Genomic DNA, 12369 nt, shown 5'->3' with positions numbered 1-12369 from the left:
GAGATTGTCCTGGCCCGCATGATCAAGGCGCGTCTGAACGTTCTCGGGATAGACTGTCAGATCATCGAGGAAAGCGCCGGGCAGGCAAATCTGGTAGCCACCCTGCGGGGGCCGAGCCCCTGGCCCACGCCTTGTTTTGAGCGGGCATCTCGATACCGTGCCGATCGGAGACGCCCCTTGGGTGCATGATCCTTTCTCGGCAGCGATCGAAAATGGCCGCATGTTCGGACGCGGCACTGCTGACATGAAAGGGGGCCTTCTGGCGCTGCTCTTCGCGTTTATGAAGCAGAAAGAGCTCTCACCTGATCTTTGGAATGGAGAGCTGGTTTTTGCAGCCACTTTCGGAGAAGAGATCGGAGCGCTCGGCGCTTCAACGATGGTCAGCAAAAATCAGATTCCCAGATTCGACGCGATGATTGTTGCAGAACCGACCAACAATCGTCTGGTCATCGCGCACAAGGGTGTCATCTGGCTTCGGGTGACCAGCCTCGGCAAAACGGCACACGGATCGATGCCCGGATCCGGAACCAATGCGGTGGACAAGCTGCATCTGTTTTATGAGCGCCTCAAGTCAATCGACCTTGGGTCCACGACAACACCGTTGCTATCAGGGCCAACATTTGCCGTCACGACATTCAATGGCGGCGGCGCGCCCAACGTCATACCCGACCACTGCCAGATGACGATCGACATTCGTACTGTGCCCGGTCAGGATCAGCAGGGCGTGGTGGACCAAGTCGAAGCGATTGCCGCCGCACTCATCAAGGAAGACCCCGAAGCACGGTTCCAGGTGGAGTGTGCACTCAATCTGCCCGGCCTGCTGACCGATGAGGGGGCACGGATTGTCCGCATAAGCCAACAGGTTCTCGCAAATGCAGCACCCGGCGCCGAGATCGTGCGCGGGGCGCAGTACTTCACCGATGCCTCGGCCTTTTGTGCGCATGGCGAGGAAATCGTCATCCTCGGCCCAGGCGCGCCCGAACAGGCGCACCAGACCGACGAACACCTCATTGTCGACGACTATTTCAACGCGATCGATATCTACGGAGACATCATCGCCCAGTACTTCAGCCAAAACTAAAAAAGAAAGGGAACTCATGACTTATCTGGAAAAAACAAAAGCAACGCTCGCGGCCACGTGGCTTGGCGTGGGGTTGATGCTCAGTGCCGGTGCAGCGAATGCGGAAACGACCCTGAAGGTCGGGCATGTCTTTGCGGCCGATCATCCCTGGCAGATCGCGCTGGAAGGGCTGTCGAAGGATGTCGCTGAAGCAACGGGTGGAGAGGTCGTCATTCAGGTTTATCCGAGCTCGCAGCTTGGCGGTGACCGGGAGGTGGCCGAAGGCCTGCAGCTGGGGACCGTCGAGATGGGTCTCTTCGGCACCGGCGCTCTTCAGGTTCTGGACAAGCGCCTGATCATCGAGGAACTGCCCTATGCGTGGCCGACGCGTGAAAAGGCTTATGCTGCCGTGGACGGTGAACTTGGCGATGCTCTTGCAGAAATTCTGGCAGCAAAGAACATCAACACGCTGAGCTGGTGGGAAAGCGGCTATCGCCACATCACGAACTCGGCCCGCCCCATCGAAACCCCCGAAGACCTCAAGGGCATCAAGCTGCGAGTGCCGGAAGCCGAACTGCGCCTTGATACGTTCCGCGAGCTTGGCGCTCTGCCCACGCCGATGGCATTCTCCGAGGTCTTCACCTCGCTTCAGCAGAAGGTGGTAGACGGTCAGGAAAACCCGCTGGCGACGATCTATGCCTCCAAATTCTACGAGGTGCAGGACAATCTGGCGCTATCGGGACATATCTGGGGCTCGGCCATCCTCACGATCTCCAGCAAGGCCTGGGATAAGCTGACGGATGAGCAGAAGACCATCCTGCGCGAGAAGGCAGAAATCTGGAAAGAAAAAGAACGCGAGATGATCCGCGCGAGCGACGAGGAAGTGCTCGCCAAGCTCGAGGCCGAGGGCATGAAGATCACGCGGCCCGATCCGGCGGCATTCCAGGAAATGGTGCAGCCGGTATGGGACAAGTATGAAGGCGTTTTCGGGGAAGATCTCCTCGCCATCGTGCGCAAATACTCGAACTAGGTGAATGCGCGCAGGCCGGTGCCGCACCGGCATCGGCCTGCCGCAATTGGGGTTTCCACGATGACGCAATTCCTGCCCGGCGCCAGAAAGCTTCTCGTCAAGCTGGTTCAGTGGCTACTCATGCTGATGTTGCTCACCATGACCTGTGTGATGTTCGCACAGATCATCTGGCGCTATCTCCTGCAATCGCCGCTGGTCTGGTCTGAAGAACTGGCGCTTCTACTCATGGTCTGGATGACGTTTCTAGGCTCGGCGTTGATGCTTGAACGCAAGGAGCATGTGGCGATCGACCTTCTCGTTGAGTGGTTGCCGCCTGCGTTCGCACGTCTGATGGCGATCGTGGGAGCACTCGTGGTGCTCATCTTCAATCTGGCTTTGACCTATGGCGCACTCCTCATCGTTGAAACCGCCAGAGAAGCGATCATGCCCGGCCTCAAGATCTCCAGCGCCTGGCAATATATGGGCGTTCTGATTGGCGGCGGGCTCCTCGTGCTCGTTTCCATTGAAGCCCTGATCCAGGCATTGTTCAGCACCGCGCAAGCGCAGGAGCAGCGTTCATGAGCATCGTTCTTTTCGTTCTGCTTCTGGGGCTGATCATCATCAATGTCCCGATAGCCTTCGCCATCGGTTTCGCCTGCCTCACCTATCTTTTCGTCAAGGACATCAACCTCGCTCTCGTGGCGCAGCGTTCGGCGACGGGGATCTATTCCTATCCGTTTCTTGCGCTTCCCATGTTCGTGTTTGCCGGCGTTCTGATGGAGCATGGCGGCATCACACAGCGCATGATGCGGCTCGCAAACGCCGTCATCGGCCATATCTCGGGCGGACTTGCCGCAGTCACCGTGGCCGGCAGCGCGCTGTTCGGCGCTTTGTCCGGCTCCGCCATCGGCGACACGGCTGCCATCGGCTCCATCATGATCCCGGCCATGAAGGCCAAAAACTATGCGGCTGGCTTCGCGGCAGCCCTCCAGGGGTGCAGCGGCGTGCTCGCTTCGCTCATCCCGCCAAGCCTGACCATGGTCATTCTTGGGGCAACCGGAAACATTTCGATTGCAGGTCTCTTGATTGGCGGTCTGGTGCCTGGTCTTTTGATGGCCTTGCTTCTGATCATCGTATCCTTGCTGATCAGCCGCCGGCGTGGCTATGGCAAGGGGGAGCGCGCGACATGGCGCGAGTTCATCTCTGCCGTTTCGGACTCGGTGCTCCCGCTCCTTCTGCCGGTCATCATCCTCGGCGGCATTCTGGGCGGTATCGTCACCGTCACGGAGGCTGCGGTGCTGGCCGTTGTCTACGCGTTCCTGCTGTCTGCAATCATCTATCGCGAGGTCAAAATCTCGGACCTTCCGGCGATCTGCATGCAGGTGATGCGCATTGCCGTGCCGGTGCAGCTCATCGTGGCGATTTCCCACCTGTTCGTGTGGATCGTTGCGACCGAGCAGATCCCCCAGCAGCTTACCGCATTCTTCGCAGCCGTTGCGCCAGATCCGATGACCTTCCTGATCCTGCTCAACTTCCTGCTCCTGTTGCTTGGCACCTTCATGGAAAGCAATGCGCTGATCATCATCCTGATCCCGATCCTGATGCCCGTCGTCAATCAGTATGGCATTGACCCGCTGCATTTCGGCGTCATGTTCGTGGTCAATCTGTGCATCGGGGCCAACACCCCGCCACTCGGTGTTACGCTGATGACGGGTGCGAAGATTGCCGGAGTGCGGTTTGCGGAAGCATCGCGGGCGGTGCTTCCGTTCCTCGCGGCCATGGTCATTGTTCTCATACTGACCATCCTGTTCCCGAAACTGTCGACATTCTTGCCGAGCCTGTTCCTCTAATCGAGGTTCGTGAGAGTCATTCAGGAGTTTGACGTTGGAAAAGACAGCCATCCAGATCAAGGAAAGCGATCACGTCGCAACCGCCACGGTCGAATTGTTGCCCGCCGAGACGGTCATTGTCTCGGGCATCGGTAACGGGCGTCCCCTGAAGGTGGAGGAGAAGATCCCGCGTGGCCACAAGATTGCCCTCCGCGACATCGCCGCTCAGGAGGAGATCCATAAATATGGCGAGGTGATCGGGGTCGCGACCGAAGCGATTCTGGCCGGCCATTGGGTGCACGTTCATAACTGCCGAGGTGCAAAGGGGCGCCGGTTCGATGAAATCCACGCGCAAAAGCAGGGTAAGTGACATGAAGTTCAAGGGCTATCGCCGCGCCGACGGCTCGATCGGCATCCGCAACCACATCCTGGTCATTCCGACGGTCTCCTGCGTCAATCGTGTGGCGCTCGACATCGCATCGAAGACCGGAGCGGTCACCTTCATGCATCCCTATGGCTGTACGTTCGATGCCGAGGAAAACACCACCACCGAAGACACGTTCATCGGCCATGGCCGCCACCAGAATGTGGGAGCCGTTCTGGTGGTGAGCCTGGGCTGCGAGACAGCGTCTGCCCGGCGCATCGCCGACGCGATTTCAACGACGGGAAAGCCGGTCGAGATGCTCATCGTCCAGAAGGAGGGCGGAGCCCGTTCCACGCGTGATACGGGCATCGGGATCGTCGAGCGCCTGAAGGGGCAGATCGCGTCCGAACCAAACGATGAAGGTGACGTCAGCGAGTTGATCGTGGCGCTGGAATGCGGTTCTTCCGACGCGTTTTCCGGGCTCACTGCCAATCCGGCAGTCGGTGAGGCGGCTGACATTCTGGTCGGTTCCGGTGGCACGGTGGTTTTGTCGGAGATCACCGAGATGGTCGGCGCCGAGCGAGTTCTCTGGCGGCGCGGAAAGACCGACAAGATCAAGCAGGATCTGATGAGCCTGATCAAGGAGTATGAGATCGAGCTGTCCATGACCACGCAGGACGACAGCGGCGTATTCATTTCTCCCGGCAATATTGAAGGTGGCCTCACGACCATCGAGGAAAAATCGCTCGGCTGTATCTACAAGGCCGGCACGCAGCCCATCGTGCAGATCGTCAAATATGGCGAGCGGCCGACAGAGAAAGGCGTGGTGATCATGGACACGCCCGGCTTCGACATCGCGTCGGTCACGGGCAAGGTTGCCGGTGGCGCGCATATGGTGCTTTTCACGACCGGCAAGGGAACGCCGACCGGGTCCTGCATTGCACCCGTGCTCAAGATCAGTTCCAACAATGACACGTTCAAGGCACTGCGCGAAGACATCGACCTGAGCGCTGGCGATGTGCTCGAAGGGACCAAGTCGCTCAAGCAGGTCGGCGAAGAGGTCGTCGAGCTGGTGATGAACACGGCAAATGGTCAAGAGGCCAAGGCGGAGTATTTCAACATTCAGGAATTCGCCATCCCCAATGTCACCGTGGTGCGCAAGGAAGTGATCCATCAGAAGCTGGCTGAACAGAACGATTTCCGGTTTCAGCAATGATGAAGCTTGCCTACATGTATGCCACGCCAGACGTGGCACCCGCCAGGGTGACGGCGGTTCAGGGCCCGATAGAAACGGCGATGAAAAGCATTGCCGAAACGGGCTATTCAGGCGTGGAGCTTCTGGTGTGCGACCCCGCGCGGATCGACCGGCGCGCGCTCGCCGCTGCCATTCGCGATCAGGGGCTCGACATGCCAGCGGTCTGCACTGGCGAGGTTTACGGTCAGGACGGGCTTTCCTTCGCCGATCCGGATGCCAGCCGGCGGCAGAAGGCCATCGATCGAATGTTGGCATCGATGGACCTCGCATCCGAGTATGGCGCGATGGTCAATGTCGGTCGGTTGCGCGGCCGGTATGTGGATGGAGTCGCGCCACAACAGACGCTCGACTGGATCGGTGCTGCTATCGCGCGATGTGCCGCCGCGTTTCCCGATGTTCCCATCGTCCTGGAACCGGTCAACCGCAACTACGCAAACTGTCTGCTTACCACGCGTGAAACCTGCAGCTTCGTTCGAAATCTTGGCGTCTCCAGCCTTGGCGTAATGCTCGACACCGCGCACATTCTCACCGAACAGGAGACGGTGGCCGATGCCATCTGCGAGGCCGGTGATCTCTTCTGGCATTTTCACATCACCGATTCCGACCGCTTGCCGGTCGGGGACGGAAGCTACGACATCGACGCCGCCATGGGTGCCGTGATCGATTGCGGGTTCGACCGCTACGTGACGGTCGAGACATTCCAGATTCCTGATGCCGGGCACGCAATCGCTGCCAGTTTCGAGGCCATGCGGCCCTATATCCCCACCCGCGTCTGACGCGATCCACTCTGAGGTTCATCATGAAAATCGTTCGTTTTTCCCATCAGGGAAGCACATCCTATGGGCTGCTCGAAGGCTCTTCCATTGCCGTCCTGTCGGGTTCTCCCTTTGATGGGATAAAGAAAACCGGCGTGGTTCTCCCGCTTGAAACCGTGCATTTGCTCGCACCGGTGGCGCCAAGCAAGCTTGTCTGCGTGGGTCTCAACTACACACTTCACGCCGAAGAATCCGGTGTTCCGGTTCCGGAAGAGCCGATGCTCTTCATGTGCGCGCCTTCCGCGATCATCGCCGACGGTGAAGAGATCCAGCTCGACAGTTCCGATAACCGCATCGATTTTGAGGCAGAAATCGGCATTGTCGTCGGCCGCTGCGCCCGCAATGTCGCCGCCAGCGACGTTGGCGATTACATTTTCGGCTACACCTGCGCCAATGACGTCTCAAACCGCGATCTGCAAAAGAAGGACGGCCAGTTCACCCGCGCGAAATCCTTCGACACCTACAAGCCGGTCGGGCCGGTCATCGAAACCGAACTTGATCCCGACAATGTCGACATCAAGCTCTGGCAGAACGGTGAATTGCGCCAGTCCTCCAACACGAATGACATGATCTTCCCGATCGCCCGCATTTTCGAGTTCGTGTCGGGCATCATGACACTGGAGCCTGGAGACCTGATCATCACCGGCACGCCATCCGGTGTCGGCCCAATGGCGTCCGGTGACGAGATCGTCATCGAGATCGAGAAGATCGGACGCCTGCACAGCCGGGTCGCCTGAACATCCACAAATTGCCGTTGGACCAGCAATGCCCCGTGGGTTCGACGGGGCATTGCTTTATCCAGACTATCGCAGCAGCGCGGTCGGGTAGAGTGCCAGTGCCGGAATGTAGGTGATCGCAAGCAAGGCAAGGATCAGGGCGATGAGAAACGGCCGGATCGCCCGCATGAACTGAGCGATGCTGGTCCCCGAAATCCCGCAGGTGACATACATCAGGACACCCAGTGGCGGTGTTAGCTGACCGATGACCAGATTGATGATCATCACGATGCCGAAGTGAACCGGATCGATGCCCAGCGTTTCGATCAACGGCAGCAGGATCGGAACCAGTATGATGATCAGAACCAGCGTTTCCATGAATGTGCCGAGCACCAGCAGAATGACGTTGATGAACAACAGTATCAGCATCGGGCTGTCCGAGAAGCCGGTCAGAAACGAAAGCAGTTGTTGCGGGGGCCTGTCCGATGGACAGAATCCAGCCGAAAGGTGCTGCGGTTGCGGCAATCACAAGGATCGACGATGTGTCGCGCGCAGCACTCGCAAAAACGCCCGGAAGCTCGACAACCTTCAGTGTCCTGTAGACAAGAAGACCAACCAGAAAGGCATAGGCCGCGGCAATGGCGGCAACCTCGGTCGCCGTGAAAATGCCCATGCGAAAGCCGACAATGATGATTACCGGCATCAAAAGCGCCCAGGAAGCCTGGAAGAAAGTCTGCCGGAGTGCCTTGGCCGAAAACGCTGCACCGCGCCCGAAACCGCGACGCCGTGTCATGATCGCTACCGTGAGAACGAGAGCAGTGGCGATGACCAGCCCCGGCACAATGCCCGCCACGAACAGATCCCCGATCGAAACGTTGGCCTGCCAGCCATAGATGACGAGCAGGATGGATGGCGGGATGATGGGGGCGAGTACGGCGGCGGAAGCCGTCAGCCCGACGCTGAACCCCTTATCATAACCGTGCCTGACCATCTGCGGCACGAACACGCGTGTCGTGGCGGCGCAATCGGCCAGCGAAGACCCCGAAATTCCTGACATGAAGACGTTTGTCAGAACGTTGACATAGGCCATGCCGCCCCGGATGTGCCCGACCAGCGCACCGGTCAGTGCGAAGAGACGTTCCGATATGCCGGACGCGTTCATCAGCGTGCCCGCCAGAATGAACAGGGGAATGGCAAGAAGCGGAAAGGACTGGACGCCCGCAGTCATTCGCTGCACGGCGATGGTCAGCGGTATATCTTCAAGCCAGATCACGGCAATGGCGGAGGCCGCCAGCGCGTAGGCGGTTGGCACCCCGACAAGAAGAAACAGAAGGAGCAGCAGGAGCAGGGTGGTGATCATGCCACATCCCCTTCACCTGCCTGAACCTCGATCGTGCTCTTGAGCGCGTCGCGCACACCGCCCTCCACACAGTTGCGGATCACGTGAAGCGTGGCACACATGCTCGTGACGGGCAGGGCAAGCGTGTAAAACCCGTATGTGACATCCATCATCGGCGTTCGGTCGCCCCAGGTCGTCTGCACATATTTGAGGCCGAAATGGATCACCACCAAAAACACGACCAGGCAGATCAGAACGGCCGCCACGGAAGCCAAGAGTTCATAGCGCGGCGGCAGTATCCGCAGCACCATGTCGATGCGGATGTGCTGGTGGGTTGAAAGGGCCGAGCTGGCGCCGATAAACACCATCCAGGTGAACAACATCGTCAACAGCTCCTCCGTCCAGGTGATCGGAGAACCGAGCACATATCGAAAGAAGACCGTTGCGGTCAGAATGACGAATATCGTGGCAAGAAGCAGCCACAGGGCATGGTGCTCGATCTCTCGCACCCGATCGTCGAGCCACAGGATGCATTGTCTCAACTGGTCTCCCCCCAACGACAGGACAATGAACACCGGACCGCCGATGCGGTCCGGTGCAGGTGGCCGACTATTGCCCGCGGGTGGCGGAGATGTTTTCGCGCACGGTCGCGATCCTGTCGGCTCCCCAGCGCTCGGCAAGGGCGGTAAACACGGCCTCGGTTGTCGCTTCGGCAAACGCTTCGCGGTCCGGATCATCCACGATGGTGACGTCGGCCGTTTCTGCGATTTCCTTCAGCATGTTCTCTTCGGCGCGTTGCTGAAGCAGCGTCATCTTTGCGGAGGCTGCACCGACCTCCTCCAGAATGATGCGCTGATGGCGTGGATCAAGCTTTGCCATGGAATCCTTGTTCATCAGGATCAGATTGTTCTGGAGCATGTGGCGCGACATCACGATGTAGCTCTGAACTTCATAGAATTTACGGGCGTAAATGGTCGGAATGGGGTTTTCCTGACCGTCAACCGTCCCTTGCTGCAGTGCCGTGTAGACATCGCTGAAAGGAATGGGGGTCGGTGCGGCGCCGATGCCCCGGATCATCTCGACCCAGACCGGCGATTCAGGAACCCTGATCTTCAGGCCCGCCATGTCTGCAGGTGTGCGGACAGGTTTTTCCGACAGCGTGAAATTGCGCCAGCCCCAATACCAGATCTTGGTGAGCGGAATGATATTGTGCTTTTCTTCCAGCTCATCGAAAGCCGGTTGCATGGCAGCGCCGGAAATCACCGCCTCGGCCTCGAGCCAGTTCTGCCAGAGGAACGGTGCGCTCGGGATCTCCATCGCCGGCACGAGCGTGCTGGTGGCCGCCATCGAGGCCGCCGTCATGTCCAGGACGCCATCCCGCAATTGCTGAACCATCTCGGTTTCCTTGCCGAGCTGCTCGCCCGGGAACACCTGAATGGTGACTTCTCCATTCGTGCGCTCGGCGATCCGGTCAACGAACTCGTTATAGAGCTTGCTTGAAATTTCGCCGGCAACATTTGGATGACCGAAGCGCAGCACCGTTTCGGCATGAGCCCCTGTCGCCAACAGCATCGCTGCTGCCACGCAGGCTTGTAGTGTACTCTTCCACATCATCTACCCCTCCCGATTGTGATGTTTCATTTGATCTGGCTCGCCGGTTTCCTCCTCGCCCGGAACTGCCATCATACCGATCCTAAGCGAATGAGCCTCTGAATCCATTGACCAGAGTCATGAAACGGCAGTCTCGCGTTTTGTACCATTCATACAAAATTGACTGCAGGTTGCGGGAAGATGCAACGCGAGCATGGAATTTCGGCAGGCATGTCCTGCTTGATAATGTTTCATCCATCCATCACCTGACTTGCTCTGATCTCCGCAAACTGGAGGAGCCTCAGGAGCTCAGGTCGAGCCGCCCGTTTGATGGCAATGGCACCCACGGATATCTGGGTGTGCCCGTACGACAAAAGAGGGGCGCGGGAGGGCAGGGGTGATCGTTGTGTCTGAAGTTTCCGGGGCAACCACACACGGCGTCATGAGCCTGGTCAGTCGCTCAGTCATATAGGTCTCGCCAATAATTCAAGACGTGATCGCACCAGGCTTCCACCACCCACTCACAAACCCGCTTGACGCGGGGCTTAAGGTCGCGGATTAATGCGCGCTGCGCGGGTATGATGTAATGGTAGCCTGTCAGCTTCCCAAGCTGATCGCGCGGGTTCGATTCCCGCTACCCGCTCCAGTTGGGACCTCTCGGCGCATTTCATTTCCCATTTTGCGAACTTGCGTGCGGACGGGCGGGTGCGTATCTCTTGGCGAACAGGATCAAGGAGCACTGCGGTGTCGGCACTAACCAGGTTTCTGGGCGATAGCCCTTTGCGCGTCATCATCAAGCTTTTGATTGTTTCACTCATCGTCGGGTTTGTGATGAGTGCATTCAACTGGTCTCCGTTCGATGTCTTTTACGCGCTGAGAGATACGGTGCTGCATTTGTGGAACATGGGCTTTGAAGCGTTGGGCCGGTTTGCAAGTTACATCGTTCTGGGTGCTGTCGTTGTCGTGCCGGCCTACCTTATCCTGCGGCTTATGAATTATCGCCGCTAGGCGAAGAACATGGATCACCCCACGCAGCAGGGGCGGGCCTCGATCCCGTTCGCCGTAACGAACAGGCTGGTGCTTTCCATCGCGCTCCCGATGACGCTTGCCTATTTGACGACACCGCTGCTCGGTATCACAGATACCGCGATTGTCGGTCAGTATGGCGATGCGGCATTGCTGGGCGGCCTTGCCGCCGGTGCGATCGTTTTCGACGTTGTGTTCACCACCTTCAATTTCCTGCGCTCTGGAACCACCGGACTGGTGGCGCAGGCATTCGGGCAGGGCAATACGCTGGAAGAACAGGCGGTTCTTTGGCGCGCTCTCCTGATCGCATTGGTGGCCGGCATTCTCGTGGTCCTGTTGGGACCTTTCATCATCGCCGGCGGCGTGTTCTTCGTGAATCCGGAGCCCGACGTCGCAGCCGCCATGAGCGCGTACGTCTCCATCCGCATCTTTGCAGCGCCCGTTTCGCTGATCAATTATGCAATTCTCGGATACGTTCTTGGACGTGGCGAAGGTGCCCTTGGCCTTGCGTTGCAGGTTATTCTGAATGGAGCCAACATTGCCCTTTCAGTGTTTCTGGCACTCAATCTTGGATGGGGCATCGAGGGCGTGGCCTGGGGGACCGTTGGCGGCGAAGCGCTGGGCATGGTGGTGGGCGCCGCAGTTCTGGTCCGGCGTTTTCGCAAGGGGCCGCGGGTTTCGTGGCGTCGCATCTGTGACGCGTCGCAGATCGGCCGCATGATAGCCATGAATGGCGACATCATGGTTCGCTCATTCTCGCTACTTGCGGCATTTGCGCTGTTCACCCGTCAGGGGGCACAGTTTGGAACGATCACGCTGGCAGCCAATGCGGTCTTGTTGAACTTTTTCCTGGTCGCCGGATATTTCCTGGATGGCACCGCAACTGCAGCCGAGCAGCTCGCAGGTCGAGCCGTTGGAGCGCGCTATCGCCCTGCATTTCTGCGCTCGGCAAGGTTGACCGTGGTATGGGGTTTCGGTCTTGCCTTTGCCATGGCGCTGTTCTTTCTGCTCGCTGGCACTCCGCTCATCGCATTCATCACCACGTCTCCTGATGTGCGAAGCGTGGCAGAAGAATTTCTGCCATGGGCAGCGTTGATCTCCGTCTCCGGCGTGCTCGCTTTTCAGATGGACGGAATCTTCATCGGCGCTACCTGGTCGCGCGACATGCGCAACATGATGCTCCTGTCCTTCGTCGTATACATTGCCGGCGTGTTCCTTCTGACAGGTTTTTTCGGCAATCACGGGCTTTGGGCAGCGTTTCACATATTCCTGATCGTCCGCGGTTTCAGCCTTCTCGCGATCGCCCCCAAGCGGACGCGCGAGACGTTCGCCGAATGACGCCTCGTAGCGAAAACGAGACGACAAC

General features: G+C 58.7%; 12 protein-coding genes, 1 tRNA gene and 2 pseudogenes. 11 read left to right on the top strand and 4 right to left on the bottom strand.

What is annotated here, in order from left to right:
• Nucleotides 1-130 precede the first annotated feature (130 nt).
• The 8 genes and pseudogenes from AB2N04_RS18640 to AB2N04_RS18605 all read left to right on the top strand — a co-directional run.
• Nucleotides 131-1081 (top strand): annotated as a pseudogene (locus AB2N04_RS18640) (M20 family metallopeptidase); the annotation flags it as partial.
• 16 nt (nucleotides 1082-1097) lie between these two features.
• A complete protein-coding gene (locus tag AB2N04_RS18635; RefSeq protein WP_367716174.1) occupies nucleotides 1098-2090 on the top strand; it encodes a DctP family TRAP transporter solute-binding subunit in 993 nt (330 codons plus the stop codon).
• Between the two features lie 60 nt (nucleotides 2091-2150).
• Complete coding sequence (locus tag AB2N04_RS18630) at nucleotides 2151-2651, top strand: TRAP transporter small permease (RefSeq protein WP_367716172.1); 501 nt, start codon at nucleotides 2151-2153, stop codon at nucleotides 2649-2651.
• Nucleotides 2648-3919 (top strand): TRAP transporter large permease, encoded by a 1272-nt coding sequence (locus AB2N04_RS18625; RefSeq protein WP_025031275.1) that lies wholly within the window; start codon nucleotides 2648-2650, stop codon nucleotides 3917-3919. The genes AB2N04_RS18630 and AB2N04_RS18625 overlap by 4 nt, the downstream gene beginning before the upstream one ends.
• Nucleotides 3920-3953: 34 nt before the next feature.
• Nucleotides 3954-4268: a UxaA family hydrolase gene (locus AB2N04_RS18620; protein WP_367716169.1), complete on the top strand. Its 315-nt coding sequence runs from the start codon at nucleotides 3954-3956 to the stop codon at nucleotides 4266-4268.
• Nucleotide 4269: 1 nt separating this feature from the next.
• Nucleotides 4270-5478, top strand: a complete 1209-nt coding sequence (locus AB2N04_RS18615; protein WP_367716167.1) for a UxaA family hydrolase — start codon at nucleotides 4270-4272, stop codon at nucleotides 5476-5478.
• On the top strand, nucleotides 5475-6293 hold the full coding sequence (locus AB2N04_RS18610; RefSeq protein WP_367716165.1) for a sugar phosphate isomerase/epimerase family protein: 819 nt from the start codon (nucleotides 5475-5477) through the stop codon (nucleotides 6291-6293). Before AB2N04_RS18615 ends, AB2N04_RS18610 begins: the two co-directional genes overlap by 4 nt.
• A 23-nt stretch (nucleotides 6294-6316) precedes the next feature.
• The gene (locus AB2N04_RS18605; RefSeq protein WP_367716163.1) at nucleotides 6317-7069 is read left to right on the top strand and encodes a fumarylacetoacetate hydrolase family protein; all 753 of its coding nucleotides are present in this window, start codon (nucleotides 6317-6319) and stop codon (nucleotides 7067-7069) included.
• Between the two features lie 66 nt (nucleotides 7070-7135).
• Here AB2N04_RS18605 and AB2N04_RS18600 read toward each other — a convergent pair whose 3' ends face one another.
• The 4 genes and pseudogenes from AB2N04_RS18600 to AB2N04_RS18585 form a co-directional block, all read right to left on the bottom strand.
• The gene (locus AB2N04_RS18600) at nucleotides 7136-7477 is read right to left on the bottom strand and encodes a TRAP transporter large permease subunit (protein ID WP_367718857.1); all 342 of its coding nucleotides are present in this window, start codon (nucleotides 7475-7477) and stop codon (nucleotides 7136-7138) included.
• A gap of 91 nt (nucleotides 7478-7568) precedes the next feature.
• A pseudogene (locus tag AB2N04_RS18595) lies at nucleotides 7569-8408 on the bottom strand (TRAP transporter large permease); the annotation flags it as partial.
• Nucleotides 8405-8929 (bottom strand): TRAP transporter small permease, encoded by a 525-nt coding sequence (locus AB2N04_RS18590; protein WP_367716161.1) that lies wholly within the window; start codon nucleotides 8927-8929, stop codon nucleotides 8405-8407. The gene AB2N04_RS18590 and the pseudogene AB2N04_RS18595, both read right to left, overlap by 4 nt.
• Before the next feature lie 67 nt (nucleotides 8930-8996).
• The gene (locus AB2N04_RS18585; protein WP_367716158.1) at nucleotides 8997-10001 is read right to left on the bottom strand and encodes a TRAP transporter substrate-binding protein; all 1005 of its coding nucleotides are present in this window, start codon (nucleotides 9999-10001) and stop codon (nucleotides 8997-8999) included.
• Nucleotides 10002-10549: 548 nt separating this feature from the next.
• Here AB2N04_RS18585 and AB2N04_RS18580 point away from each other — a divergent pair.
• The 3 genes from AB2N04_RS18580 to AB2N04_RS18570 all read left to right on the top strand — a co-directional run bounded on the left by AB2N04_RS18580 (nucleotide 10550) and on the right by AB2N04_RS18570 (nucleotide 12341).
• Nucleotides 10550-10623, top strand: a tRNA-Gly gene (locus AB2N04_RS18580).
• 98 nt (nucleotides 10624-10721) lie between these two features.
• Nucleotides 10722-10985: a DUF6460 domain-containing protein gene (locus tag AB2N04_RS18575; protein WP_367716156.1), complete on the top strand. Its 264-nt coding sequence runs from the start codon at nucleotides 10722-10724 to the stop codon at nucleotides 10983-10985.
• 9 nt (nucleotides 10986-10994) lie between these two features.
• On the top strand, nucleotides 10995-12341 hold the full coding sequence (locus AB2N04_RS18570) for an MATE family efflux transporter (protein ID WP_367716154.1): 1347 nt from the start codon (nucleotides 10995-10997) through the stop codon (nucleotides 12339-12341).
• Nucleotides 12342-12369: the final 28 nt, after the last annotated feature.

This window comes from Nitratireductor sp. GISD-1A_MAKvit (assembly GCF_040819555.1).
Lineage (GTDB): Bacteria > Pseudomonadota > Alphaproteobacteria > Rhizobiales > Rhizobiaceae > Nitratireductor.
The sequence above is the reverse complement of the archived record's forward strand: the minus strand, read 5'-3'. Positions and strand labels throughout refer to the sequence as shown.